General features: G+C 62.0%; 29 protein-coding genes and 1 tRNA gene. 4 read left to right on the top strand and 26 right to left on the bottom strand.

The window, feature by feature from the left end; translation table 11 throughout:
* Positions 1 to 9: 9 nt before the first annotated feature.
* From B5F33_RS00900 to B5F33_RS00850, 11 genes are all read right to left on the bottom strand, one after another.
* On the bottom strand, positions 10 to 399 hold the full coding sequence (locus B5F33_RS00900; RefSeq protein ID WP_087409906.1) for a single-stranded DNA-binding protein: 390 nt from the start codon (positions 397 to 399) through the stop codon (positions 10 to 12).
* On the bottom strand, positions 389 to 1,042 hold the full coding sequence (locus B5F33_RS00895; RefSeq protein ID WP_087409905.1) for an ERF family protein: 654 nt from the start codon (positions 1,040 to 1,042) through the stop codon (positions 389 to 391). The genes B5F33_RS00900 and B5F33_RS00895 overlap by 11 nt, the downstream gene beginning before the upstream one ends.
* On the bottom strand, positions 1,042 to 1,287 hold the full coding sequence (locus tag B5F33_RS00890) for a hypothetical protein (RefSeq protein ID WP_087409904.1): 246 nt from the start codon (positions 1,285 to 1,287) through the stop codon (positions 1,042 to 1,044). The genes B5F33_RS00895 and B5F33_RS00890 overlap by 1 nt, the downstream gene beginning before the upstream one ends.
* Positions 1,288 to 1,770 carry a hypothetical protein gene (locus tag B5F33_RS00885; protein WP_087409903.1) on the bottom strand — a complete coding sequence of 161 codons (483 nt, stop codon included), beginning with the start codon at positions 1,768 to 1,770 and terminating at the stop codon, positions 1,288 to 1,290.
* A 2-nt stretch (positions 1,771 to 1,772) separates the two neighbouring features.
* Positions 1,773 to 1,976: a hypothetical protein gene (locus tag B5F33_RS00880; RefSeq protein ID WP_087409902.1), complete on the bottom strand. Its 204-nt coding sequence runs from the start codon at positions 1,974 to 1,976 to the stop codon at positions 1,773 to 1,775.
* A gap of 13 nt (positions 1,977 to 1,989) precedes the next feature.
* Positions 1,990 to 2,316 carry a hypothetical protein gene (locus B5F33_RS00875; RefSeq protein WP_087409901.1) on the bottom strand — a complete coding sequence of 109 codons (327 nt, stop codon included), beginning with the start codon at positions 2,314 to 2,316 and terminating at the stop codon, positions 1,990 to 1,992.
* Positions 2,313 to 2,765, bottom strand: a complete 453-nt coding sequence (locus tag B5F33_RS00870) for a RusA family crossover junction endodeoxyribonuclease (RefSeq protein ID WP_087409900.1) — start codon at positions 2,763 to 2,765, stop codon at positions 2,313 to 2,315. Before B5F33_RS00870 ends, B5F33_RS00875 begins: the two co-directional genes overlap by 4 nt.
* Positions 2,762 to 3,097 (bottom strand): hypothetical protein, encoded by a 336-nt coding sequence (locus tag B5F33_RS00865; protein ID WP_087409899.1) that lies wholly within the window; start codon positions 3,095 to 3,097, stop codon positions 2,762 to 2,764. The genes B5F33_RS00870 and B5F33_RS00865 overlap by 4 nt, the downstream gene beginning before the upstream one ends.
* Positions 3,094 to 3,348, bottom strand: coding sequence for a hypothetical protein (locus B5F33_RS00860; protein ID WP_087409898.1), 255 nt, complete (start codon positions 3,346 to 3,348; stop codon positions 3,094 to 3,096). Before B5F33_RS00860 ends, B5F33_RS00865 begins: the two co-directional genes overlap by 4 nt.
* 41 nt (positions 3,349 to 3,389) lie before the next feature.
* On the bottom strand, positions 3,390 to 3,752 hold the full coding sequence (locus tag B5F33_RS00855; protein WP_087409897.1) for a hypothetical protein: 363 nt from the start codon (positions 3,750 to 3,752) through the stop codon (positions 3,390 to 3,392).
* Positions 3,753 to 3,849: 97 nt separating this feature from the next.
* The gene (locus tag B5F33_RS00850; protein WP_087409896.1) at positions 3,850 to 4,041 is read right to left on the bottom strand and encodes a helix-turn-helix transcriptional regulator; all 192 of its coding nucleotides are present in this window, start codon (positions 4,039 to 4,041) and stop codon (positions 3,850 to 3,852) included.
* A gap of 139 nt (positions 4,042 to 4,180) precedes the next feature.
* On the opposite strand from B5F33_RS00850, the gene B5F33_RS00845 reads away from it, so the two are divergent.
* On the top strand, positions 4,181 to 4,390 hold the full coding sequence (locus B5F33_RS00845; RefSeq protein WP_087409895.1) for a helix-turn-helix transcriptional regulator: 210 nt from the start codon (positions 4,181 to 4,183) through the stop codon (positions 4,388 to 4,390).
* Between the two features lie 58 nt (positions 4,391 to 4,448).
* Positions 4,449 to 5,090: a hypothetical protein gene (locus tag B5F33_RS00840; RefSeq protein WP_087409894.1), complete on the top strand. Its 642-nt coding sequence runs from the start codon at positions 4,449 to 4,451 to the stop codon at positions 5,088 to 5,090.
* 1,538 nt (positions 5,091 to 6,628) lie between these two features.
* On the opposite strand, the gene B5F33_RS00825 is transcribed toward B5F33_RS00840, so the two are convergent.
* The 15 genes from B5F33_RS00825 to B5F33_RS00755 all read right to left on the bottom strand — a co-directional run bounded on the left by B5F33_RS00825 (position 6,629) and on the right by B5F33_RS00755 (position 21,255).
* Positions 6,629 to 6,705: transfer RNA gene (locus B5F33_RS00825), tRNA-Glu, on the bottom strand.
* A gap of 177 nt (positions 6,706 to 6,882) precedes the next feature.
* The gene (locus tag B5F33_RS00820) at positions 6,883 to 7,974 is read right to left on the bottom strand and encodes an urease accessory protein UreD (RefSeq protein WP_087409893.1); all 1,092 of its coding nucleotides are present in this window, start codon (positions 7,972 to 7,974) and stop codon (positions 6,883 to 6,885) included.
* On the bottom strand, positions 7,971 to 8,585 hold the full coding sequence (gene ureG, locus B5F33_RS00815) for an urease accessory protein UreG (protein ID WP_087409892.1): 615 nt from the start codon (positions 8,583 to 8,585) through the stop codon (positions 7,971 to 7,973). Before ureG ends, B5F33_RS00820 begins: the two co-directional genes overlap by 4 nt.
* Positions 8,586 to 8,600: 15 nt before the next feature.
* Entirely contained in the window at positions 8,601 to 9,281 is a 681-nt protein-coding gene (locus B5F33_RS00810) for an urease accessory protein UreF (protein WP_087409891.1), read from the bottom strand.
* Positions 9,278 to 9,880 (bottom strand): hypothetical protein, encoded by a 603-nt coding sequence (locus B5F33_RS00805; RefSeq protein ID WP_087409890.1) that lies wholly within the window; start codon positions 9,878 to 9,880, stop codon positions 9,278 to 9,280. Before B5F33_RS00805 ends, B5F33_RS00810 begins: the two co-directional genes overlap by 4 nt.
* 20 nt (positions 9,881 to 9,900) lie before the next feature.
* Positions 9,901 to 11,622, bottom strand: a complete 1,722-nt coding sequence (ureC, locus tag B5F33_RS00800; RefSeq protein ID WP_087410109.1) for an urease subunit alpha — start codon at positions 11,620 to 11,622, stop codon at positions 9,901 to 9,903.
* 2 nt (positions 11,623 to 11,624) lie between these two features.
* Entirely contained in the window at positions 11,625 to 12,071 is a 447-nt protein-coding gene (locus B5F33_RS00795; protein WP_087409889.1) for an urease subunit beta, read from the bottom strand.
* Between the two features lie 9 nt (positions 12,072 to 12,080).
* Positions 12,081 to 12,383 (bottom strand): urease subunit gamma, encoded by a 303-nt coding sequence (gene ureA / locus B5F33_RS00790; protein ID WP_087409888.1) that lies wholly within the window; start codon positions 12,381 to 12,383, stop codon positions 12,081 to 12,083.
* 63 nt (positions 12,384 to 12,446) lie between these two features.
* Positions 12,447 to 13,136 carry an urea ABC transporter ATP-binding subunit UrtE gene (gene urtE / locus B5F33_RS00785; RefSeq protein ID WP_087409887.1) on the bottom strand — a complete coding sequence of 230 codons (690 nt, stop codon included), beginning with the start codon at positions 13,134 to 13,136 and terminating at the stop codon, positions 12,447 to 12,449.
* Positions 13,136 to 14,044, bottom strand: coding sequence for an urea ABC transporter ATP-binding protein UrtD (gene urtD / locus B5F33_RS00780; protein ID WP_204214321.1), 909 nt, complete (start codon positions 14,042 to 14,044; stop codon positions 13,136 to 13,138). Before urtD ends, urtE begins: the two co-directional genes overlap by 1 nt.
* Complete coding sequence (urtC, locus tag B5F33_RS00775) at positions 14,041 to 15,165, bottom strand: urea ABC transporter permease subunit UrtC (protein WP_087409886.1); 1,125 nt, start codon at positions 15,163 to 15,165, stop codon at positions 14,041 to 14,043. Before urtC ends, urtD begins: the two co-directional genes overlap by 4 nt.
* Positions 15,166 to 15,174: 9 nt before the next feature.
* Positions 15,175 to 16,080 (bottom strand): urea ABC transporter permease subunit UrtB, encoded by a 906-nt coding sequence (urtB, locus tag B5F33_RS00770; protein ID WP_087409885.1) that lies wholly within the window; start codon positions 16,078 to 16,080, stop codon positions 15,175 to 15,177.
* 12 nt (positions 16,081 to 16,092) lie between these two features.
* Complete coding sequence (gene urtA / locus B5F33_RS00765) at positions 16,093 to 17,412, bottom strand: urea ABC transporter substrate-binding protein (RefSeq protein WP_087410107.1); 1,320 nt, start codon at positions 17,410 to 17,412, stop codon at positions 16,093 to 16,095.
* 810 nt (positions 17,413 to 18,222) lie between these two features.
* Positions 18,223 to 19,443 carry a M24 family metallopeptidase gene (locus B5F33_RS00760; protein WP_204214320.1) on the bottom strand — a complete coding sequence of 407 codons (1,221 nt, stop codon included), beginning with the start codon at positions 19,441 to 19,443 and terminating at the stop codon, positions 18,223 to 18,225.
* A gap of 90 nt (positions 19,444 to 19,533) precedes the next feature.
* Positions 19,534 to 21,255, bottom strand: coding sequence for an ABC transporter substrate-binding protein (locus B5F33_RS00755; protein ID WP_087409884.1), 1,722 nt, complete (start codon positions 21,253 to 21,255; stop codon positions 19,534 to 19,536).
* Between the two features lie 267 nt (positions 21,256 to 21,522).
* On the opposite strand from B5F33_RS00755, the gene B5F33_RS00750 reads away from it, so the two are divergent.
* A complete protein-coding gene (locus B5F33_RS00750; protein WP_239284641.1) occupies positions 21,523 to 22,746 on the top strand; it encodes a pyridoxal phosphate-dependent aminotransferase in 1,224 nt (407 codons plus the stop codon).
* Entirely contained in the window at positions 22,743 to 23,423 is a 681-nt protein-coding gene (locus B5F33_RS00745) for a PAS domain-containing protein (RefSeq protein ID WP_204214318.1), read from the top strand. Before B5F33_RS00750 ends, B5F33_RS00745 begins: the two co-directional genes overlap by 4 nt.
* Positions 23,424 to 24,247 lie beyond the last annotated feature (824 nt).

Here is a 24,247-nt window from a genome sequence, read left to right as displayed (position 1 = left end):
TTCCCCTCCTTAGAACGGGCAGTCCTCGTCGTAGTAGTCCTGTTCCGACACGCCGGAGGGCGCAGAATCGCTGCGCACGCCTCCGCTGAAGTCGATGTCATCGGCGATGACCTCGAGCTTGGAGCGCCTCTGGCCGTCATCGGTCTCCCACGTGCGCTGGTTCAGGCGCCCGTGGATGGTCACGTGCGTGCCCTTGGTCAGGTACTTGGCCACGCTCTCCGCGCGCTTGCCGAAGATGCTCACGTCAACCCAGTTGGGCTTGTCCTCCCAGGAATCGCCGCGCTTGACGCGGCTGTTAGCGCACACGCTGAAGCCCAGCACCTGCATGCCGCTCTTCGTGGCGCGAAGCTCGGCGTCGCGGCCCAGATTGCCGCTGATCGTCACGCTGTTAATGCTCATTGGTCTTCTCCTCGCCCTTGTACTCCTCGACCGTCTTGGCCAGCTGCTTGCCGTAGTCCACCAGCTGCTCGTCCGTCAGCTTGTCGGCGGAGTCCACGTCGTAGTGCGCGATGAGGTAGGCGTCCAGCCCGTCCTCCGTGAGGCCGCGCTCCATGAGCGTTGCCTTGAGCTGCGCCACGCGGGCGAGCATCTTCTTGCGCTTGTCCACCGGCTTCGCCTGCTTGGGAGCCTGCTGCTTCGGGCCGGTGTCCCCGTCGGTATCGTCCTCGCCGGCGAGGCCGAAGGCCGTGAGCAGCGAGTAGCGGCGCGCGTAGGTCTCGCGCTTGCCGAACTCCTGCGGGTCGCTGTCGTACTCGAAGGGCTTGGTGTCCAGCACCATCTGAGATCCCTCGCGGAACACCACCGTCTGCACGAACATGCGGCCGTCCTGCGTCATGCCCGTGGGCTGCGTGAGGAAGATGCCGCGCTCGTTCAGCGGCCCCTTCACGATGTCCAGAACGGCGTCAAGGGTGGCGTACTTGTACTTCTGGAAGCCCTTCTGGCCCTCCTTCGACTTCTTCGGGTTGGGCATCTCGCCCTGAGCCTCGGCCAGCAGGCGCACGAGCGCCACGGCCGGTGACTCCTGAATGGTCTCCTCGGCCATTACCGCTCCTCCTCTTCCTTGTCCTTTCCGCACTCGGTGGTGAGGCTGAGAATCTTCTCCTTGAGGCGCCTGTTCTCCTGCTCGACCTTCCACTTCTCGTTGCTGATCTTGCTCAGCTCTGCGTCGTGCTTGGCCTTGAAGCCAACGAGGTCTCTGTACTCTGCCAGCGTGATTTGCACGGTGATCTCGTTCTCGACCACGTAGTCGTTGCTGTTCATGTAGGTCTTGCTCCTCTCCTCGGCCATCTACTCCACCTCCCCGTCGAGAAGCGCAATGGCGTCCACGGAGGCGAGGCGCGGGCCGAAGGCGCGCATGACGTCCTCGGGCTTGCAGCCGCGCACGGCCGCCGTCTTCGCGGCCTTGGGGTTCCACCCGGCCCACTCGACCACCTCGCCGGTGGGCTTGTAAACGACCTTGCCGCCGATGAGGTCGAAGCTCTGCTCCCAGCCCTTGGCGGGCGCCTCCTGCACGAGGCCGACCTGCCGCAGGAAGTCGAGCGCTGCCGTCATCTGCTCCGCGTAGATGTACGGCGCGGCCTTCGAGTAGCTGATGCCGACCTCGCCGACCTTCTCGCCGCCCACCAGAATCGCCTTGCGGTCGGTGCCGTCCTCGGCGTAGCGGTCCATGATCTCCGCGCGCGCCTCGGCCTTGGCGTCATCGAGCGCCGGCTTCACGCGCTTGTCCAGGGCGGCCAGGAACGCCAGCCTCTCGTCCTTCGTGATCTCCATGGTTAGTCCTCCTCCGTGTATGCGTTGACATCGAACATCTCGGTCTGCGCGGGCTCTATCGACAGGAACACGATCTGCCCCGTGAGCCTCGACAGCTCCGGCAGCAGGCCCACGCTCTCGGTGCTCAGGCTGAAGACCATCTGGGTTCCCCGCAGGGTCACCGTCATCTTCGCGAACACCGCCTTGCAGTCAGCAACGAGCGACATGGCTCCCCTCCCTTTAGTCAAAGACAGCCACGAGAAGCTTCTTGATGGCATCGATTGCAACGTCAGCCTCGCCCTCTTCGATGGGCCTAATCTGCTGGCGCACTCTGGCAAGGGCATTTCTCGCCTCGTTCTCGGGAACGCGGGCGATGATGGCCTCGCACACCCCTATGAGCGTGTAGGCACTGCGGGCAAGCGTCTCGCGGTGATCGGTCGTAGCCGCAGCCCCCACGAACTGGTGGAAGAAGAGGTTGCCCGCGACTGTACCGACGCTGTTGAGGATGTCGTGGTGCAGCTCATGCAGATCCTCGCCTTCGTACAAGTTCTCCTCGAAGTACCTCATTTCTCGAACTCCTCCTCGTAGTAGATGCAATGGATTGAGATCTGGTTGCCGCTCCCATGCGGTGTGCGCGGCATCTTCTCCGCCAGCTCGCGGGTGATATGGGCGTCATCGGAGTAGGCCAGCCCGTTCAGGGCGTCCAGACAGCTCTTGAGCACGTTGTCAGCGTCCGGCTTCTGAACGTCCTGCCTTCCGGCCCACTTCTTGGGGTTGCTTTTGGCCAGCTCCCTCGTCATGGCCACCGTGACCGTCACGGCGCCGGAGAACTCGGCCCATCCCTCGCCGACCTGCTCGCGCCAAGCCTTGCGCACGCACTCCTCGAACACTCGGGTCTTGCTCGGCGTGTAGGGCCGCCCAAGCTTCCGCGAGTAGCGCGGCCGCTGCTTGCCCACGACCTCCGGAACCTCGGCGATGGCATGGGCCTCGCCGACCATGCGCAGGCGCCAGCTCACTTCAGCACCGCCGTGGTGTACTGGTCGGCGTCGCTTCTGGCCACGCGCATGCGGATCTCGGGGTCTTGCTCCATCGCGATGCGCGCGAGGTACGGCGCCATGTGGTTCGGCAGCTCGATGCCGAAGGCGATGCGCATGCCGTAGATGCAGCGGTTGGGGCTTGCCTTGCCGTCGTGCGTGCGCCTGCACTCCTGGCGGGCGTTGCGCCTGTACCAGCCCCACTCATCGGGGTGGGCCGCCACCCATGCGCGGGCCTCGGCCATGCGCTGCTCGCCCTTGGGGTCTAGTCCGGGAAGTGCGCACTGGTTGCCCGGCGCCTCCATGCGCCTCATGCAACCATCCCCTGGGCGATTGAGACGGCGTTGTCCATCGTGGGGATTACCCACGCCCACAGGATGATCGCGAAGGCGAGCGCCGCGATTCCGAACCCGAGGAAGAGGCCCGCCTTGAAGGCCATCGTCTGGTTTTCTCGCTCGATTTCCGCCGCGCTCCTGCGGTGGCGTGGTACGCTTCGGTTGCCCTTTTGGGACTGGGCGCTCGTGATGTGGTAGTCGGGGGCGCCCTGTTTTGTGCTCCGGTTCATCTTTCTCCTCTCGTTTCCGCTGGTAGATGACCACTTCTCGTTTACTTCTCACGTTTTCTCAACTTTTTCTTGGCGCGGTGCTTCCGCGAGTAGAGCCTCTGGCGCTCGCGGTCTTCGCGCTCCTGCCGCCTCACCTCCTCCTCTAGCGCCCGAACCTCCTCCGCTATCCGGTCGCGCCTAGCCTCCTTCGTGCAGTTGGAGCACCACCCGGTCACCGTTGACAGCGGCCTGAAGGTGACCATCCCGCACCGGGGGCAGCGCCACCGCTTTCGCAGCGACACGCCGTAGCGGCTCGCCTGAACCTCCACCGCGTGCACGGAGCAGCCCAACGCCTCGGCGATTGCCTCCGCGCCCTCGTCGGCGTGCTCCTCGAGGTATCGGAGCATGTAGGTAGTCCAGTACATCGGCTACCTCTTCTCCGGCTTCCCGTCCGTCTTCCACAGGCGGATGCGTCGGAACAGCTCGATGACGAACTGGCGCTCGCAGAAGGCTGCGTGCTCCTTACCGAAAGTCAGACAGTTTGCAGTTGATGATTTCTGCAAGGTCACACACCTCCTTCCAGCTCCACTCCGTCTCACCGGAGAGCCGGTTGTTCAGCGTCCCAACCGACATGCCCAAATCGTTGGCGAGCTTCGCCTTGGTGTTTCCGCTGATGAGGAGCCAAGCGCCAACCTTCTCCGCGATCTTGTCCATGTTCACCTCCTCTAGTTGCTAATTGGCAACCACTACTGTAGTTGCTAATTGGCAACTTGGCAACAAGATTTTTTGCATATTGGCAATTTCCTATTGGAAACGGTAGAATCTTGCGTGTACAGAAGGAAAGGGGGCCACCGTGACGTTTGCAGATGCCGTCAGAAAGGCTATGGACGAACGCTCGATGGAAGCCAAAGACCTCGTTGAGAAGAGCGGCGTTAATGCCCCATATATTTCAAAGCTGCTAAACGGGAAGATCAAAGAGCCGACATGGGCTAAGGCATGCGCGATTATCGACGCTCTTGGAATGACCGTTGATGACTTCAGGAAGTTCCAAGAAGAGCAGTAACTGTTTGTTTTCGATTAGATGGGAGAGTCACATGGGTCTATTTGACAAGGCGAAGGAAATGGCTGTCAACGCAGCCGGCATGGCCGCTGACGCCGCGATACAGAAGGCCGACGAGGCAAAGCAGGCCTCAATCGAGAAGAAGGAGGAGAAGGCTGCCCTCAAGGCCATCGAAAACAGCTTTCACGAGACTAGGCGCTTCGGAGATCTGTCCATCGACAAGGACGCGCAGCTTCTGAAGATTCGCCACGCGACGGCAAAGATCAAGAAGAAGTCAGGCGCCCTCGGCGTTGCCGGCAAGGCAACGCTGGCGATGATGACCGCCGGCATTTCGCTCGCAGCCGAAGCGGCCATGAAGCCGCAGGATTACATCGTCTCGTTCTCCGATATTCGAGGATATTCCGTCCTTCAGGATGATGACGAAATCCAGGGCGGCACGATTGGCGCGGCGGCCGTCGGCGGGCTTCTCTTGGGCGGAGTCGGCGCCGTGGTCGGCGCGCTGGGCGGGAAGCGCCAGCAGAAGAAGGTCGTGAACACCATGGCGCTGAGAATCGACCTGAACGACTTCGATATGCCGTGCGCCATCGTCACTTACATCTCGAAGCCGACGAAGACTAAGAGCAACGACTACCGAAAGGCCGTCGAGTCGATGCAGGAGGCGATGTCCTGCCTCGACCTGATTCTCTCTGCCAGGCAGCAATAGAGAAACGCCCCGGCGCGTACGTCCTGCCAGACAAGCGCCGGGGCTGTGAATACCCCATGTGCGGAAAGGGGCAACCGAATTATGACACAGAAGACGGCCGTGCTGTACGCCCGCTACTCCAGCGACAAGCAGCGCGAGGCATCGATTGACGATCAGCTGCGCGTGTGCAGGGACTACTGCAAGGCTGAGAACATCGCCATAGTTGCGGAATACGCGGACTATGCGCTCTCCGGGAAGACCGACCACAGGCCTGAGTTCCGGCGCATGATAGCCAACGCGCCGGAGAGCGATTACGTCGTTGTCTACATGTTCGACAGGTTCTCCCGAGACAGGTACGACTCCGCGACCTACAAGAAGATGCTCCGCGAGTGCGGCGTGCGCGTCCTCTCGGCCTCGGAGAAGGTCGAGGACACCCCCGAGGGCGGGTTGCAGGAGGGTATGCTCGAACTGCTGAGCGAGTACTACGTGAGGGACTTGGCGCGCAAGGTACGTAGGGGCATGGAGGGCAACGCCCTGAAGGCCCAGAACAACGGCTACCGCATCTTCGGGTACGACACCGACCCGGACACCAGAAGGTACGTTATAAACGACGCAGAGGCCGCCTGCGTGCGCGAGATGTTCCAGATGCACATCCATGGCCACAGCGTCAACTCCATAGCCCGAGAGATGGCCCAGAGGGGCTGGACAACCACGACCGGACGCCCGGTGGACTACAACTGGGCGTGGCGCATCCTGAACAAGCGAGCCTACACCGGACTTTACTCGTGGGGCGGGATAGAGGTCGAAGGCGGCATGCCGCAGATCGTGGACAAGGCAACGTTCGCGAAGTCACAGGCCGTTGTCCCCAAGAAGCGCAGGGCCAACGAGAACTGGGACGTTTACAGACTCACGGGCAAGCTCTACTGCGGGTTCTGCGGGATGCCCATGCACGGCACCGCAGGGACTGGGAAGAAGGGCAAGCGCTACCACTACTACGCGTGCAAGGAGAACGGGGGCTGCGGGCGCCCGTGGGTGCGCAGGGAACTTGTGGAGGACTCCATAGCCGAGGCCGTTCTGGAGGTATGTTCGGACGAGGAGAAGATGCGCATGATGGCCCACCGCATCATCGAGGCCTACGCGCAGCCCGGCGAGGAGCAGGCTGAGATGGATGCCGTCGAGGAGCAGATCGCGGCGCTTGAGCGCGAGCAGCACAACCTCACCAGTGCTGCGATGAGGGGCTTCGTGAACGACGAGATGGTTTCCAGGAACGAGGAGATAAAGCTACAGCTGAAGAACCTGCACAACCGCCGGGGAATCCTCGCGAGCCAGATTTGCGAGGTCACGGAGGATGACATCGTGGGGTTCATGATGCACGGGTTCGACCGGACGGACGAGGACGTGATATTTGGCGCCGTTGTCAGGGAGGCTTACCTGTTCGAGGACTGCGTTCTTCTGCGCTTCAACTTCCGCGACGAGGTTGGAGATCTGGCGGAAATACGCTTCGCGCTCGAGGCACAAAAAAAGTGCGAACCCGGCGGTGGGTTCGCACTGTGTTCGCGTGGTGCCCCCAGCGGGGTTCGAACCCGCGATCTTCGCCTTGAAAGGGCGACGTCCTAGACCGCTAGACGATGGGGACAGTGCTCACAGAGTATACCAGAGTTCATCTGTTGTGCGAGACTTTCTTGCGCATCCACGAAGTGTGCCAGAACAACCCCGGCAACCGTAACGCGCCACCGTCCGCAAAGATCCGACGCTTACCTGGGCATCGCCGCCCCTTATGGCCATATCGACCTGCCACCATGCGCCAACGCTACTACACGCCGACCGAACTCGAACCGATCCGACGAAAGCCGTCGGCAAAGCCACACTGGGCCGCGACGCCATCCAACACCGTTTGAAGCTCGGGCGCTTGCATGCCAAACAGCTTGACCGCCCATCCGGTAGCTCCCTCGACGGTGCCCAGATGCGTCACGCCGCCCAGAAAGCGGGGCCTGTACGCGGGCTCCTCTCCGCTGGAGGCCTCACGCCTGCTACGCAATCCACCGGGCGCGCTCCCCTCCCCGCAGAGCAGGGCAAGATGTTCACGAACCTCCTCAAAGGCAGTATCAGTAAGCCAGGGAGCTATGACCACCAGCGTTCCCAAATGGGTGAATCCCTCAAACATGCCCAGATCTTCCAGGCCATCTCGCGGGTCGAGCACCGTGGTGTCGGCATAGATCGGCGTCTTTCCCACGCACAGGGAGATACGATTCTCGAACCGCGTGAAGGCGAAGCGCTCACCCCGTGCAACACGCCCGCAGCAAAGCACCTCGCCAAAGGCTATGGCCGAGGTCGCGTCCTGAAGGGCGATGTTCGTTGTTCCCACGAAGCACGAGTCGGCATAGGGAACTACCGGCTGCTGCATGAAACGCAGACGCGCCCCATGGTCGACAGCAATCGCCACCGATCGGCGCGCGCAGCCCTCTTCCATGCGATGCACCCGCTCGAAGGCCTGCGTTTCGACTGAAAGCGCCGCGTCGCGGCCCACCTCGATGCTCAGCCGCTGTTCGTCTCCGGCGAGGAGTCCGGCAGACGAGCTCATGGCCATGACCTGCAAGAAGGAGGGGTCGTCGGTGCCCTGTCCTGCGCGCTCCATCGCAGCGCTGTCCCGGCCCGCAAGCGCGTCCTGCCCGGCAGCCGGCGCGTCACCCCGGCCCGCAAGCGCGTCCAGGCCCGCCACGGCGGCGGCGTCATCCTGACCCACACGCACATCCCGCCCCTCCGCAGCATCGCCGCCGAACGGCTTCATAATGCGAAACGGCGAGGTGGCGTAGGCGCGGCACAGCACGGTCCGGTCGCCCGAACGTTCTGCCGTAAGCTCAAGCCGGGAGATGCGACCGTAGCGGTTACGCGCCGCCGTGCTCATGCGTCAAGCCCTTCAAGCAGCACGTTGCACCGAATCCATTGCTCAATCTCGTCGACGCCCTCGCCGGCGCGGATGTTCGTGAAGACGAAGGGACGCTCGCCGCGCATCCTGCGGGAGTCGCGGTCCATCACCTCAAGGCTCGCCCCAACGTACGGCGCGAGGTCGATCTTGTTGATCACCAGAAGGTCGCTCCGCGTGATACCCGGGCCACCCTTGCGCGGAATCTTATCGCCCTCAGACACGTCAATCACAAAGATCGTCGCGTCGGCCAGCTCGGGAGAAAAGGTTGCCGACAGGTTGTCGCCACCGCTCTCGATGAACATGATCTGGATATCGGGATGCTGTGCCACCATGTGCTCGACAGCCTCGAGATTCATGCTGGCGTCCTCGCGGATCGCCGTATGCGGGCAGCCGCCGGTTTCCACGCCCACGATGCGGTCGAGCGGGAGCACCGAATTCTTAGCAAGAAACTCGGCGTCCTCCTTGGTATAGATGTCGTTGGTGACCACACCGATACTGTACCGAGAGGCCATGCGGCGGGTAAGCGCCTCGATAAGCGCGGTCTTGCCCGACCCCACCGGGCCCGCGACACCAATGCGAACGTATGCCATGGCTGGCTCCTATCATCAACTCATATAGAGACGCGTGTAGAGCGTCTCGTGCTCGATGGATCGAATGTCAAAACCGGGAAACGACCGGCAAAGGTCGCCCTCAGAGGCGGCAAGCGCCCGCGCGACGGCATCCTGCTGGGACTCATAGCTTTGCCGCAGTATCCGCTGGCCCGCGGTCTGGCTGAGCGGCACCGCCTTGACGCAGGTAGTCACCATAGCCGATACCTGCGTATAGAGGTAGCGTCGCAGCAGATCTTCCAGCGGTATGCCTGCGACCTGGGCGAACACGCCATAGGCAACGTTGACGGCATGCACCCCGCCGGCGTCCGCATAGCGGGCGAAGCGCTTGGCCGCAGACTCACCCAACAGCTCGGGCACCATGCGGCAGAAACGCGCCGCAAGACGCTGCGAGGCCTCCCGCAGCTCGCACGGAACACGGTGGGCGGCAATCGTCGCCTCGAGCCCAAGCACGCCGGGCACATCGCTGTTGCCGGCGCGTTCGAAGGCCAGCCGCATCCCCAGAAGCTCCGTATAGGTGAGGGGCCCTGCAAGCTGACGGCGCACATACCGCTCCGCAGAGGACTCGTCGGCGACCACGCCGCATGTCACGTAGGTCTCAAGCCCAAAGGAATGTGCGTAGGCGCCGATGGGAAAGGTCGAGTCGGTCACCTGCATAAGCAGGAGGTCCGCCGTCACTGCGCAACCTCGGCAGGCACCGGAACGTCCTCGCCGTGCTCGTGGGCATGAGCGTCGCCATGACCATGAACGTGGCCGTGAGCGTGAGCATGGCCGTGTCCGTGTCCGCCGCCCGTCGACAGCTGACGCGCGGAATCCAGCAGAACGTCGCGCTCGTGCACCTGCACGCCTGGCAGCTGCTCCAAGGCCACCTTGAGCGGCTCGGACCACGGAACCAGGAAGGACCCCTCGCCGTCGCCGGCAAAGAGCGGTGTGTGCGTGTTGCCCACCGTCCATGCCAGGCGCGCGGCGGCCGTCACATCGCCGGGCGCAACCTCGGCCACGATAGCCGATGCCGACTCGACATGCGCCACCAGCACATGGCAGCGAGCCACGTTCACGCCTAGCACGTCTCCGTCGTGAATGCCGCGCCGCGCCGCCTCGTCGTCCAGACGAATACCGACTTCCGTGCCGTTCTCACCCGTCTTGCGATTGATGCGCCGATGCGTCTCGAACCACGCGAAGGGAACTTCCTCCACGGTATAGGCGCCCATCTGCGCCGCAAGCGCAGCGTGGGTGACCCCGTCGTTTAGGGAGCCGATGATCTTCTCGCAGAGCATCGCAGTCCTCCGTCCTTTCACTAAAACAGGTGATACAGCTGTGCGAGCGGCAAGCGGTCCGCAGGCTCGCAGGTAATGACCTCGCCGTCGACACGCACCTCGTACGTCTCGGGATCGACCGAAATCGCAGGCGTGCGATCGTTGAGGCGCATGTCGGCCTTGCCGATGCCACGGCAGCCCTCCACAGCCTCCACGCGACGCGCCAGGCCAAGCCGGTCGCGCACACCGGCGTCGAGCGCCGCGCGCGAGACAAACGTGATGCAGCTCTGCGCCCGAGCGAGCCCGTCCGCGCCAAACATCGTGCGCATCATGACCGGCTGCGTGGTGGGGATCGACGCGTTCGCGTCTCCCATGCGCGCCGCGCAGATCATGCCGCCCTTCACCACGATCTCGGGTACCACGCCAAAGAAGCGCGGATCCCACAGCACCAGATCGGCGAGCTTGCCCACCTCGACCGATCCCACCTGGTGCGCGACGCCGTGCGTGATCGCCGGGTTGATGGTGTACTTCGCCACATAGCGGCGGGCGCGGAAGTTGTCGTTGCCGCGGCCCTCGTCCTCGGGCAGCGGGCCGCGCTGGGTACGCATCTTGGACGCGGTCTGCCAGGTGCGGGTAATAACCTCGCCCACGCGCCCCATGGCCTGCGAGTCCGAACTCATCATGGAGAACACGCCCAGGTCGTGCATGACGTCCTCGGCCGCGATGGTCTCGGGACGGATGCGGCTGTCGGCGAACGCCACGTCTTCGGGAATGCGGCTGTCCAGGTGATGGCACACCATGAGCATGTCCAGGTGCTCGTCGAGGGTGTTCACCGTAAAGGGCATCGTGGGGTTCGTGGAGCTCGGCAGGACGTTGGGCTCGCCCGCGATGCGCATGATGTCCGGCGCATGGCCGCCGCCCGCGCCCTCGGTGTGGTAGGTGTGGATGGTGCGCCCACCGATGGCGGCCACGGTGTCCTCCACGCAGCCGCATTCGTTGAGCGTGTCGGTATGGATGGCCACCTGTACGTCGTACTCGTCGGCGACGCGCAGGGCGCAGTCGATCGCCGCAGGGGTGGCTCCCCAGTCCTCGTGCACCTTGAGACCGATGGCGCCGGCCTCGATCTGCTCGGCGAGCGGAGGCACGGCCGAGCAGTTGCCCTTGCCCAGAAAGCCCAGGTTCACCGGATAGGCCTCGGCGGCGCGCAGCATCATCTCGATGTTCCAGGGGCCCGGCGTGGAGGTGACGGCGTTGGTGCCGTCGGCAGGGCCTGTTCCGCCGCCGATCATGGTGGTGACGCCGCTCATGAGCGCGCAACCGATCTGTGTGGGCGAGATGAAGTGGATATGGGTGTCCACGCCGCCGGCCGTCACGATAAGGCCCTCGCCGGCAAGCGCCTCGGTCGAGGCGCCCACCGTCATACCCGGTGTGACCCCGTCCATGACGTCGGGGTTGCCCGCGTGCCCGATGCCGACGATGCGGCCGTCCTTGACGCCGATGTCCGCCTTGTAGATGCCGGTGTAGTCGAGGATGAGCGCGTTGGTGATGACAAGGTCCAAGTCACCGTCTGCAGACGTGGTGTTCACCGACTGGCCCATGCCGTCGCGCAGCGTCTTGCCGCCGCCGAACTTGGCCTCGTCTCCGTAGACCGTCAGGTCGCGCTCGACCTCGATCACCAAGTCGGTATCGGCAAGCCGCACCTTGTCGCCCACCGTGGGGCCGTACATCGAGGCATAGGTCTCGCGGCTTATTCGCGTCGCCATGCTCACGCCTCCCGTCCTGTCGACACGCCGGAGCCGCCCAGCGTGTAGCGCTTGCCGTCAAATCCCACGGCGACGCCTTCCTCATAGGTCAAAAACCCGCGCTCCTCGGCACGGCCCAGCGCCCGGTCAAGGGAGCCGACCTCGTCGAGCGAGCCCTGCGTGAGGCCGTTCAGGCCAAAGACGCGGCGTGCCCCGCCGATCTGGGTCAGGCGCACGCGATACGTCTCCCCCGACTCGAAGCGCATGGAAGTGCCCGACGGCACGTCGAGCCGGTATCCATAGGCCGACGCCCGGTCGAAGTCCAGGCAGCGGTTCACCTCGAAGAAATGGACATGTGACCCCACCTGGACCGGGCGGTCGCCCCGATTGGTCACGGTGAGCTCTCGCGTCTCACGCCCCTCGTTCAGCTCGATCTCGCCGGGGGCACATATGGTCTCTCCTACCTTCACGGCAACCTCCTAACGAATGGGCTCGTGCACGGTTACCAGCTTGGTGCCGTCGGGAAACGTGGCCTCGACCTGCACCTCGCGCACCATCTCGGGCACGCCTTCCATCACGTCGTCACGCGTGAGGATCTCGCGCCCCGCACTCATGAGCTCGGCCACGTCCACGCCGTCGCGCGCACGCTCCATGAGCTCTGAGCTGATGTAGGCCACCGCCTCCGGATAGTTGAGCTTCACCCCGCGCGCCCGGCGCTCGCGCGCAAGCTCGCCGGCCACATGTAGCAGCAGCTTCTCCTGGTCCTTCTCGGTCAGATGCATGCGCATCTCCTCTCGTGTGACGTATCTTTGCCCCAGCAGCACCCCGGGGCCCCGCCATGCCGGCTAGAGCGACATGGTCTCCTTGAGCTTCTCCTCGTCGAGCTCGCCGGGCTTCCCGTGCTGCACGATCTCGCCCTTCTCGATCACATAAACGTCGTCGGCGATGTCGAGGGCAAACTCCAGGTACTGCTCTACCAGCAGCACCGCCACGTTTTGCTTGAGCCGCGTGATGACGCGGCCGATCTCCTGGATGACGGACGGCTGGATGCCCTCGGTGGGCTCGTCGAGCACCAGGACCCGCGGCTTTGCCACCAACGCGCGGGCGATGGCAAGCTGCTGTTGCTGGCCGCCGGACAGGTCGCCGCCGCGCCGGCCCAAAAACTCCTTCAGCACCGGGAAGGTCTCGAAGATGTCCTCGGGAATGGAGCGGACCTCGGGGTTCGCCTCCATACCCAGCTCGAGGTTCTCCTTCACGGTGAGCTGCGGGAAGATCTCGCGTCCCTGCGGCACGTAGCCGATGCCCGCGCGGGCGCGCTCGTATGCCGGAAGCTTCGTGAGGTCCTTCCCGTCAAGCGACACCGTGCCGCTTGGCGAAGTCACCAGACCCATGAGGGCCTTGAGCGTGGTGGTCTTGCCGGCGCCGTTGCGCCCCACCAGCGCCGTCACCATTCCGGGCTTGGCCGTAAGGGACACACCGTGAAGCACCGTGCCCTCGCCATAGGTCGCCGTCAGGTCACAGATTTCGAGCGCCACTACGCATCGCCCCCTCGTCCCAGATACACATCGATCACCGTCTGGTTTTTCGACACCTCGTCCATGGTGCCCTCGGCGAGCACCTTGCCCTCGTGAAACACCGTCACGTCGTCCGAGACGTCCTTGGCAAACTGCATGTCGTGCTCCACCACGATGACCGAGCACTCCCGCTTGATGCGCTGCAAAAGCTCGGCGGTGTGCTCGGTCTCGCGGCGGCTCATGCCTGCGACCGGCTCGTCAAGCAGCAGCAACTCGGGGCGCTGCGTGAGGAGCATGCCAATCTCCAGCCACTGCTTCTGGCCGTGCGACAGGCGCGTCGGATAATCGAAACGCATGTCATAGAGACCCACGAAGTCGAGGATGTAGCGAATGTAGTCACGCTGCTCGGGCTTGAGGTTCAAAAAGGTCGTGGAGTAAAGGCTGTGCCTGTTGGCAGCGGCGAGCTCCATGTTCTCCAGGATGGTGATGCCCGGGAACACGCTCGGGGCCTGGAACTTGCGGCTGACGCCGAGGTTGGCGATCTTGTAGTCCTTCATGCGAGCCAAATCGTAGCGACCCTTGAAGACGATGCGCCCGTCGGAGACGTGGTTCTTGCCGCAGATGGCGTCCAGGATGGTGGTCTTCCCGGCGCCGTTGGGCCCGATGAAGAATCGGATCTCGTTCTCGCCCACCGTCGTGGACACGTGGCTGATGGCGTGGAAGCCGCCAAACGTGACGCTCACGTCCTCGATGGAAAGAAGCGGCGGCTTTTTGGAATCGGCTGCCGTGCGCTCGCCGGCAACGTCGACCGAGGACGTCGCGCTGGAGGTCGGCTCGGACACGCTCACCTTGGGCGGCACCGGCGCCTCTATGGCCGCGTCCATTGCCGCCACCAACGTCGCCGGCGCATCCATAACGTGCATTCTCATGCCAGGTCTCCCTTCACATCAGGTCCTTCACCAGCAGAAACGTCCAACGCAGGCTCCTGGATGCCGCGCTTGCGCGCCCACCATGCGCGAATGCGTGCGGGCACCTTCGGCAGATCCATGAGGCCGCCGGGAAGGAACAGCACCACGACGATGCACACCAGGCCCAGCACGTAGTTCCACAGGTCGGGGAAGGTCTCAGAGGCGATGGTCTCGACGCCGCTGGTAAGCAGCGCGCCCAGCATGGCGCCGACGAGCGTGCCGCGGCCGCCGATGGCCACCCACACGATCATCTCGATCGAGGGCGCCACGCCCACGTCGGTGGGGGTGATGATGCCCACCTGGCTCACATAGAGCGCGCCGGCGATACCCGCCACCGCAGCTGAGAGCGCATAGACGAAGACCTTGAAGATGGCGGTGTTATAGCCGGTGAAGCGCACGCGGTTCTCGGAGTCGCGAATCGCCATGAAAATCTTGCCGATGCGGCGGCTCACCAAGAAGAAGCAAAGTGCGAAGACAGCGATGAGCACGACAAGGGTCACGTAGTACAGCACGACCTCGGTCACCGGGCTCGAAAGCGAGGCGCCCAGGATGGTGTCGAAGTCGGTCAGGCCGTTGGAGCCGCCCGTGTACTGCTGGCTTCCCACCAGAAGCACGCTCATGATGAGGGCGAGCGCCTGGGAGAGGATTGAGAAGTAGACGCCCTTGATGTTGTGCAGGAAGGTGAGCAGGCCGATCACCACCGACACGACGACGGGCACGATGATCACCATGGCAAACGCGAACGCCGGGTTTGCAAACGGCGCCCACCAGGCAGGCAGCGCGTCAAAGCCGGACCACTGCATGAAGTCGGGCAGGCCGCCGCCGGAGGCCGCGAGCTTGAGGTACATGGCCATGCAGTATGCGCCCAGGCCAAAGTACACGCCGTGGCCCAGGCTCATGATGCCCGTGTAGCCCCAAATCATGTCGAGGCCGAGCGCCACGATGGCGTAGCACATGAAGCGCGCGATAAGGGTGGTTCGAAACATGGGGAGCACCGCCGGCACGATGGCCAGGATGACAAAGATGACGGCTGCAAGGATCAGGCGCCCCCGCTGCGTCTTGGTGATTTCACTACGAGCCATGGGAGCCTCCTATTCATCCTCGAGCGAGCGGCTGCTCACCGAGAAGATGCCCTTGGGACGGAACTGCAGCAGCACAATGACCGCAAGGAAGATAAGCGCCTGGCCAAGGGATGCATCGGTGAGGAACTCGAAGATCGCCTGGCCCACGCCGATGAACCCGGCACCGAAGACCGAGCCGAAGACCGAGCCCACGCCGCCCACGACGACGGTCATGAAGGCCTGGGTGATGTAGTTCTGACCGAGGCCGGAGCCCACGAGGCCGATCCAGGTGAGCGTGCAGCCGGCAAGGCCCGCCAGGCCCGAGCCGAGCGCGAAGGTCACCGCATCGACGCGGCGCGTGTTGACGCCGAGCGCCGCGGCCATGGGACGGTTCTGCATGACGGCGCGCACCGTGCGGCCAAAGCGCGTGCGGAACATGAAGAGATACACCGCGAGCAGGCAGAGCAGCGCGATGACCAGGATCCAGATGCGCGTGTAGGGCAGCGCCACACCGCCGATCTCGAGGCTTCCCGCAAGATAGGACGGCACCTCGACGCCCACGTTCGCCGAACCGAAGAGGTTGCGCGCGAGCTGCTGCAGCACCAGCGAGAGGCCCCAGGTGACAAGCAGGCTGTCGGCAACGCGGCCATAGAGCCTGCACACGATGAGCCGCTCCACCACCGCTCCGATGAGCGCGGCCACAACAAACGACAGGATGAGCGCCACCGGCACATAGAGTCCAAACAGGTCTCCAAAGCCAGAGAAGACGTTTTGGACCACATAGGCGGTGTAGGCGCCGATCATGATGAACTCGCCGTGCGCCATATTGATGACATGCATGAGGCCAAAGGTCACCGCCAGGCCGATCGCTGCCAAAAACAGGATCGAGCTGAGGCTGATGCCGTTGAAGGCCTGCATGATGAGGGTTTCTACCATAGCCGGTCTCCTTTACGAAAGGTTGGACGCCCAGTCGTACCCCTTGAGGTACGGGTCGGGCTTGATGGGCTCGTCGCTTGCCCAGACCTCGTCGATGAGGCCGTCGGCGTTGACGCGACCAATGCGGACCGTCTTGTACATATGCTGGTTGTCGCCGTCGATGGTCATGAGGCCCTCGGGCGCCTGGAACGTCACGCCGCCCGCGGCAGCACGCACGGCGTCGACATCGAAGCTCCCGGCCTTCTCGCAGGCAGCCGCCCACAGATGAACGGCGCAGTACCCGGCCTCGATGGGGTCGTCCGTCACGCGGTCGGCGCCGTAGCGCTCTTTGTAGGCGGCGACGAAACGGTCGTTCTCGGGGGTGTCGGTGGTCTCGTAGTAGTTCCACGACGTCATGTGCCCCTCGAGGTAGCTCGCGCCGATGCCGGCAACCTCCTCCTCGGCCACCGAAACCGAGCAGGTCATGAGGTCGTCCGAGCTGATGCCGGAGTCGCGGAGCTGCTTGAAGAACGAGACGTTGGAGTCGCCGTTGAGCGTGTTGAACACGAAGTCCGGCTCGGCCGCGCGGATCTTGTTGATGACCGTGGCGTAGTCCGTGTGGCCCATGGGGGTGTACTCCTCGCCCACGATCTCGTAGCCCTTGGCAGCCGCCTGCGCCTTGATGACGGTATTCGCGGTGCGCGGGAACACGTAGTCGGAGCCCACCAAAAAGATGCGCTTGCCGAAGCGCTCAGCGAGATAGTCCACGGCGGGGACAATCTGCTGGTTTGGAGCCGCGCCCACGTAGAAGATGTTCGGCGAGGACTCCATGCCCTCGTACTGCACCGGATACCACAGAAGGCCGTTGTACTTCTCAAAGATCGGAAGCACCGCCTTGCGCGATGCGCTGGTCCAGCAGCCGAAGACCGCCGCCACGTGGTCGCTCATGAGGAGCATCTCGGCCTTCTCGGCGAAGGTGGCGTTGTCCGATGCACCGTCTTCCACGACCGGCTCGATCTGGCGGCCCAAAACGCCGCCCGCCGCGTTGACCTCTTCGATTGCGAGCAGCTCCGCGTCGCGCACCGAGGTCTCGCTCATAGCCATGGTGCCCGACAGCGAGTGCATGACGCCCACCTTGACGGTGGAGGCGGTCACATCGGCCGTCGCCTGCGCTGCGCCGCTTGTACCCGATCCCGAACCCGACATGGCCTCGGCGAGCGCGCTCTGCGCACATCCCGAAAGTCCGACCGATGCCAGACCGAATGCTCCGGCAGCGGCGCCAAGAAACGTTCGCCGCGTAAGACAGGCACGCGCGAGGGCGTCCTGTGGCTCCCATCCATTCCTAAGCCCCATACACATCTCCCCTGCTTTTCGTCGTGTCGAACTCAAGCCTCCTGGAGGCTGTCCGTCGTGCGTGCGGGCGTTGTCGGACGCGGACCGTTGCCGGCTTTGCGGCTACGGCTTTTCCGTGCGTCCGCGGAACCGTAGATCCTGAGACGTGCCTCAACGCTGGCTGTCCAGACCTTCGGTCACGCTTGGCCGCGCGCACGTTCCCTAGAGTAGAAACGCAATGTTGCAGGTAAAGAACGATGTGGTGAGAATACAGAACGGCAACCGACCGGAAACGAACGACCCGGATTTTGAAACGGACCCGTCCCAAAGCCGCAATCATCGGGCAACGCGTGGGAAACAATCGAGGCGTAATGGACGGGATTCATGCCTCAAGTTGCAATCTTTATTTTGCGAACGGTTGGATTTGAACGATGAATGGAGGGGCGGGGACGGGACCTCGGCGTCGACCTCGTCTATATATTTGAAGGTGTCGGCGGCGGTGTGCCTCCTGACGCGTCCCGTGCGCTGTCGGAGCGGCCGGCAGACGCCGACTGCGTATCGCGGCCATGAAAAAGGGTGCCGCCCCTCCTGCTTCCTGGGCGGCACCCTTGTGTTCTGCGGCGATCCACACGCTCGACAGGCGTCGGTGCTCGGAATTGCGGCAATCCACACGCTCGACCCCTCAAATAGGGGCCCCGAGCGTGCGGATTGCCGCAGGATAGAACCAGTGCGTGTGATTTGCCGCACAACGCGAGGACACGGGGTGGTGGAGCAGGCCCTCGCCTGGCGGTTACGTGCAGACACGCATGGCAGGATGTACTTGTCGTGACACTAATGAATCACGGTAATCGTCTCGCGGCCAGGATGCAGGAATCTCACGCCGTCCTCGTCGAGATAGACCGTTTCTTCGGTGTAGAACACCGTCTCCTCACCGTTGGCAGACTTCGACGTGGTATTGAGCTCAAGTGCAAACGTGGTGTTACACGCAAGCTTGAAGTCGCCCTGCACAGGAATCTCTGCCTGATTGCTGTAGAGGCCAATCGTCGGTCCGGGACCATGTCCATAGAGGTTGCACGGGTGCGAATAAAGCATTGCCTGAATACCCTCGGCCTTCGCCTGTCCAATCGACGATGTAAAGACCTCGTTGCCCGTCCGACCAGGCACCATGTTTTCGCGCACGATATCTTGGAAACGATTGTTGGTCTTCATGCCGCGCGCATAATCATCCGGCAGCCCGTCCTCTCCAGGAAGCGCCACATATGCCAGCCGCTGCGTATCCGTGCAAACACCCAGGTATCGAATGCCAAAATCACAATGAATAAGATCGCCCGCCTCGATGGTTCCGTACGAGCGGCTCTCACCGGTACCACGACGCTGAAGGTCCATCGTTGGTTCAAACCAATAGCCAAGACCCATGTCGCGCACTCGTTGGCGCATAAACCATTCAAGGTCGGCGCAGGTGGTGACACCAGGCTTTACCACTTCGGGCGTATACATGGCATCGATTACAGAAAAGGCGGCATCGAGAACATGGGGATACACGCGACGCTCGGTAGGCGTCCGTCGGCCCATCACATCAACAACAAGGTCATCGACGGAACGCATGCGCTTCACCCATTGCTCCGACACGCCCTCCTGCATCATGTGGAAGACACCTGTAGTCATCCCGTCGGCAAAGGAAGTCGTTTTAGACACATTCAACGCAATGGTTGTCGGCTCCAGCTCTGCGCACAGGCGGTTGAGAGCAGACATTTGGTCTTCTTCGCGCACACGCCAATACTGTGTGTAATACGGCTCAAGTCCTTCGTCGGGCATAGAGAGCGACCAACGTCGTCCATCAGCAGCAAAGGCGACCATGGTAAGCCGACGGGCCGTTGGGTACGCCGGTGGGAACAGCGCCCGAAAAACCGGGTCCTCGTTATATTCGCGACAAGCAACCACCCACAGGTCGACTTCATGCTCTCGCATGGCTTGCGGAACCAACTGGTCAAGCCGCTCTCGCAACGATTCTTCCATGACCTGATACTGTTCACGAACGCTGAGAACCTCCACAGCCCATCCTTTCCTCTATGTCGCCACGCTACTACATGCAGTGCGACGCCGCTGCATACAACAACGACGTCGCACTTCTCGTTGGAGTTACTATCCCATCTTTACGGCATCAAGCGAGGGGATGATCCCGGGAGACAGATACAGCTCGTCTACGCGCTCGGCAACGACGTAGTTGTGCTGATAGTAGAACAGCGGGACGACCGGGCAATCTTCACCGATCATCTTGTCGACCGCCTGGAACTTTGCTATGCGCTCGTCGTGGTCTACGGTTGCACGCGCCTCAGCGATAGCAGCATCGACTTCATCGTTCTTGTATCCGCTCGCATCGTCGGGGCTGCTGGAGCAGAAGAGCGGATACAGGAAGTTATCGAGCGTAGGATAGTCGGCAGACCATCCCATGCGGCAGAACTGGTAATCCAGGTCATGAACACGAGCGACGATATTGGCCCACTCGCCCGTATCGGCAGTGACCTGAATGCCAACCTCGTTGAGCGAGCTCATAACCACATCCATGATATCGGCATGGTCACCGTTCAGGTCGTAGCTCAGCTGAAGCGTAATGCCACGATTACCGTCGGCGTCCGCGGGATAATACTGGTCGAGAATCTCGCGCGCCTGATCGGGATCATACTTGCAGTACTCCCAGGATCCTTCCTGATAACCGTCGACCATGGGCGCCACAAATCCATCGGCGGGTGTGCGGTTTCCGTTGAACACCGTCTCGCAGATGGCCTCGCGATTGATGGCAAGCGAGACCGCGCGGCGCAGATTCACATCGTCGAACGGCGGCTGCGTGTTGTTAATGATGAGATAGTACGTAGAAAGTTCAGATCCGTTGAGCACCTGGTTGCCCGGAGTGGCAGTGTAACCATCATTGGAGATGCCATATTGCTGCGTGGCATCCTCATACTGAGCGTTCGGGACCTGGCAGAAATCGAGCGTACCCGCCTGGAACTCCATGTAGGCAGACCCGACATCCCTCCTGATGGAGAAGTCGACTCCATCAATAGAGCTAGGCGTACCGTAGTAGTCGTCAAATTTCCTCACCGAAATCATCTGGCCGTCTTCCCACTGGCCTTCCATCTGGAACGGACCGTTGCCAATGGGCGCCAACAGATAGCTTGCAGGGTCGTCGAGCGCCGCCTGCGGCACTGGCACCAGTGCCGGGTGAGTCAACACATACGGAAAGTCTGCATAGCTGTATTTAAGGGAAATGACCAACGTGAGCTCGTCGGGGCAGGTAACGCCAGAAAGCTCGTCCGCGTCTCCAGACAGCAGCTCGTCATAGCCTTGGACCGGCTCAAGATGGTACGAAATGGCCGAGGGACTGTCGTTCGTGCTGGGATCGACGATGCGCTCGAACGCACGCTTGAACGACTGGGCATCTACCGTGTCGCCGTTGTGGAACGTCATGCCTTCCCGCAGATGAAAGGTAAACACGGTGGCGTCGTCGTTCATCTCATACGACTCACAGGCCGTACATACGAGTTCATCGTTTTGGAAGTCATAGATCATAAGGCCGTCGAACAGCTGGCTTACCACCTGACTACCCATCGTCTCCTGGCAGTTATACGGGTCAATGGCAGTCGGATTGCTAATGTAATACGCCAAAATCGAGCCGCTACTTTCATCGGAAGCGGCTCCCGTACTGCCCGTACCTCCAGCTCCGTTGGAACAACCACCGAGCAGGCTCAACACACCGACACCAGCGACTCCGCCAAGAAAGCCGCGACGAGAAAGTGGAGCGAACCCGTGGATGCGTCCTGTGCCGTCCGCTTCGTTCGAATGGTGCTCAACTGAATTGAATTTCATTCGTTTGCCTCCTATCGGCTCCTCGCAGCCCCTTTGTGTCTCATGCCATTCGGCCTAAAAGACAAGGCATTTTACGATGTTGTGAGTACTATACTGCCACTCACAACGTATCTAGACATCTCCTATATAGGTAATGAGAATGAAATATTGTTCAGTGATTTACAAAACCACGCGCAACACGGCCGATAATTGTCCACGGTGCATCCGTTCGGATAAGGTATAGAGAAGCGCTCAGAACGCGCGTTCATACAAGGAGGTGGCTGCCCCGTGTGGGACGTCCGCAGTAAGATGACGCCCGCCTTTGCCTCTGCCGAAGGCGGCTTGTTTTCATCGGTCGAGAAAGCCGATGTTGGCGACTCGTATCAAACGCTGGCTGAGAATGGCGTAGCGCTCATGGGTTGGGCGGACCCTTTTATGCCTGATCGCTCGATGCCTCCCGTCGTCGAGAACGCATGGCTTGATGCCGTACGTGCAGAAAGCGCGCCTCACTATACGGCCCCCATCGGTAATCCGAGTCTCAAACGAGCTATCGCCCGCAAGCTCTCACGCATCAACGGGCTAGAGGTAGACCCTCAGCGAAACATCCTTATTACACCAGGATCGGACTCGGGCCTCTATTTCGCTCTCCTTCCCTTTGTCAATCCAGGTGACGAGGTGCTCATCCCGTCACCCAGCTATCCCAACAACACGTTGGACGTACGCATTATGGGCGGCATGCCTGTACCGGTCGAGCTGGACCCCGCCCGTGGCTACGAACTGGACATTGATGCCTTGGAGCAAAAAACCACCCCGCGCACGAAGGCCGTAGTGCTCACGCATCCCAACAATCCCACGACTACGGTCTACAGCCGGAACGCACTTGAACAGCTTGCCCAGTTCGTATGCCGCCATGATCTCATTCTGGTGGTCGATCAGGCGTTTGAGGACTTCACATTCGACAACGAGATGGTCACCCCTGCAAGCCTTCCCGGTATGTTCGAGCGCACCGTCACGGTGTTTTCATTTTCGAAGGGCATGGGACTTTCGGGGCTACGAGTTGGTTACATCGTCTGCGATGATCACATCATGGACGCGCTGTACGCCAATGCGGTCGCCGTTATTGGAGCCACGTCTACGTCGGCGCAGGCGGCCGTGCTTGCCGCGCTCGAACATCCCGAATTCATGAAAGAGTTCGAGGCCGCCTACGATCGACGTCGTCATATTGCATGCCGGATTTTGAACTCCGTGCCAGGTGTACATATGGACATGCCTCAGTCGGGATTCCTTGGCTGGATTGATGTGTCGGACCTCGGGGATTCGAGCGATATCGTAGCGTACCTGGTTGAGCATACCGGTGTCTCAGTCAACGATGGAGCCAACTATGGCCCGGGAGGAGAAGGTCATCTCCGTGTCGTGCTGGGAGTCTATCGCAGTGACGAACACGTCGAGGACGCCCTCACACGCATGGCCGACGCACTTCGCACATATCCCGCAGAACGGAGGCGACCGTGAGCCTGTCGAAAACCGACGAGCTGATTCTGGCTTCCTACGTCAACGTTGTCTATGACCTTGCCGGATATCTGGGACGCAGCTATGAGATCGTCCTACATTCCCTGGACGATTTCGAGCATTCAGTCGTCGCCATCGTGAATGGCGAACATACTGGACGCGCCATCGGCGCGCCCATCACCGACCGTGCACTTGAAATGCTCGACCATCTATCCAAGGGCGAGCCCGCAACACCCTATTTCAGCACCAATCGTGCAGGTGATCCGCTTAAGTCGACCACGATTCCCGTGCGCGGCGAAGAAGGTCGTATCATCGGGCTGCTCTGCATCAATCGCTATCTCAATACACCTGTTATCGATTTGGTGCATGAACTTGTGCCAGCTTCCGAGCAAGCGTTGCCCGATGCCGCTCCCAAGCGTCAACTAGAAGAAAACTTTGCCTCAAATGCCGACGAGCTCATTGCCTCCATGGTAGAGCGCACCCGCTCGGCCGTGTTCGACGACGATGCCGTACTGCCCTCTAACCGCAATAAGGAAATCGTCAATCGTCTGAACCGGCAAGGAGTGTTCCGTTTCAAAGACGCAGTCGTTATTGTTGCCCAGCAGCTGGACATATCGCGCAATACGGTATACATGCATCTGCGCAGCGCGCGAAAGAGCGACCAATCCGACGAGGGTTAGACGTTTGTCCATGTCAAACGAGGTGAGGAAACAATTCGGCTCGCGTGTTCGAGCTTTGAGACAACAACGGGGTCTGTCGCTTCGGCAGTTCGCCCCTGGTCATTAGTGTTGATAAAACATTTCTGTCAAATGTGGAAAGAGGCCTCAGGGCACCAACCCTCGGCACCATCGACAAGATTGCCCAAGGACTCGACGTCAACCTCGTCTATGTATTTGAAGGTGTCGGCGGCGAAGCATCGCTCGACGCGTCCCGTGCCCCGTCGGAACGGCCGACAGACGCCGATTGCGTATCGCAGCCATGAAAAAGGGGTGCCGCCCCACCAACTGCCTGGGCGGCACCCTTGTGTTCTGCGGCGATCCACACGCTCGGCCGGCGACGGGGCCCGGAATTGTGGCAATCCACACGCTCGACCCCTCAAATAGGGGCCCCGAGCGTGCGAATTGCCGCAGAACAGAATCTGTGCGTGTGATTTGCCGCACAACGCGAGGGTGCGGGGCGGTGGAGCAGGCCCTCGCCTGGCGGTTACGTGCAGACACGCACGACGAGACGGCGGTCCCGCCCCAGCAATACCCACTGGCGGCGGCTCCGCCAGACGATGCCCACTGGCAGCAACCCCGCCCGGCGACACCCTCTCACCGCGACACAGCCCGTCTCACCCCCCGCCACCGCAGCCGCCTTACTCCCCCGCTGCCACAACCCCCAGCAAACGAATCCACACAGCAAGAGGCCCCGCCCCCTTCCGCCTCGACCGTCCACACGGGAACCGGTCGTGGCGAAAACGGGGACGGGGCCTCGCATCTACTGCTATGTATGCCTGGTCAGG

Origin of the sequence: Collinsella sp. An2 (genome assembly GCF_002160065.1) — a bacterium.
Taxonomy (GTDB): domain Bacteria; phylum Actinomycetota; class Coriobacteriia; order Coriobacteriales; family Coriobacteriaceae; genus Limicola.
The sequence above is the reverse complement of the archived record's forward strand: the minus strand, read 5'-3'. Positions and strand labels throughout refer to the sequence as shown.

Excerpts from the sequence above, each read along its gene's own strand:
- urtD (WP_204214321.1), bottom strand. The coding sequence starts at position 14,044 with ATGAGAATGCACGTTATGGATGCGCCGGCGACGTTGGTGGCGGCAATG.
- B5F33_RS00865 (WP_087409899.1), bottom strand. The coding sequence starts at position 3,097 with ATGAGGCGCATGGAGGCGCCGGGCAACCAGTGCGCACTTCCCGGACTA.
- B5F33_RS00885 (WP_087409903.1), bottom strand. The coding sequence starts at position 1,770 with ATGGAGATCACGAAGGACGAGAGGCTGGCGTTCCTGGCCGCCCTGGAC.
- B5F33_RS00900 (WP_087409906.1), bottom strand. The coding sequence starts at position 399 with ATGAGCATTAACAGCGTGACGATCAGCGGCAATCTGGGCCGCGACGCC.
- B5F33_RS00855 (WP_087409897.1), bottom strand. The coding sequence starts at position 3,752 with ATGTACTGGACTACCTACATGCTCCGATACCTCGAGGAGCACGCCGAC.
- B5F33_RS00890 (WP_087409904.1), bottom strand. The coding sequence starts at position 1,287 with ATGGCCGAGGAGAGGAGCAAGACCTACATGAACAGCAACGACTACGTG.
- ureC (WP_087410109.1), bottom strand. The coding sequence starts at position 11,622 with ATGGCGACGCGAATAAGCCGCGAGACCTATGCCTCGATGTACGGCCCC.
- ureG (WP_087409892.1), bottom strand. The coding sequence starts at position 8,585 with ATGGCATACGTTCGCATTGGTGTCGCGGGCCCGGTGGGGTCGGGCAAG.
- urtB (WP_087409885.1), bottom strand. The coding sequence starts at position 16,080 with ATGGTAGAAACCCTCATCATGCAGGCCTTCAACGGCATCAGCCTCAGC.
- B5F33_RS00895 (WP_087409905.1), bottom strand. The coding sequence starts at position 1,042 with ATGGCCGAGGAGACCATTCAGGAGTCACCGGCCGTGGCGCTCGTGCGC.
- B5F33_RS00840 (WP_087409894.1), top strand. The coding sequence starts at position 4,449 with ATGGCTGTCAACGCAGCCGGCATGGCCGCTGACGCCGCGATACAGAAG.
- urtC (WP_087409886.1), bottom strand. The coding sequence starts at position 15,165 with ATGGCTCGTAGTGAAATCACCAAGACGCAGCGGGGGCGCCTGATCCTT.
- B5F33_RS00805 (WP_087409890.1), bottom strand. The coding sequence starts at position 9,880 with ATGCTCTGCGAGAAGATCATCGGCTCCCTAAACGACGGGGTCACCCAC.
- B5F33_RS00880 (WP_087409902.1), bottom strand. The coding sequence starts at position 1,976 with ATGTCGCTCGTTGCTGACTGCAAGGCGGTGTTCGCGAAGATGACGGTG.
- B5F33_RS00820 (WP_087409893.1), bottom strand. The coding sequence starts at position 7,974 with ATGAGCACGGCGGCGCGTAACCGCTACGGTCGCATCTCCCGGCTTGAG.
- urtA (WP_087410107.1), bottom strand. The coding sequence starts at position 17,412 with ATGGGGCTTAGGAATGGATGGGAGCCACAGGACGCCCTCGCGCGTGCC.
- B5F33_RS00875 (WP_087409901.1), bottom strand. The coding sequence starts at position 2,316 with ATGAGGTACTTCGAGGAGAACTTGTACGAAGGCGAGGATCTGCATGAG.
- ureA (WP_087409888.1), bottom strand. The coding sequence starts at position 12,383 with ATGCATCTGACCGAGAAGGACCAGGAGAAGCTGCTGCTACATGTGGCC.
- B5F33_RS00860 (WP_087409898.1), bottom strand. The coding sequence starts at position 3,348 with ATGAACCGGAGCACAAAACAGGGCGCCCCCGACTACCACATCACGAGC.
- B5F33_RS00755 (WP_087409884.1), bottom strand. The coding sequence starts at position 21,255 with ATGAAATTCAATTCAGTTGAGCACCATTCGAACGAAGCGGACGGCACA.
- B5F33_RS00850 (WP_087409896.1), bottom strand. The coding sequence starts at position 4,041 with ATGGACAAGATCGCGGAGAAGGTTGGCGCTTGGCTCCTCATCAGCGGA.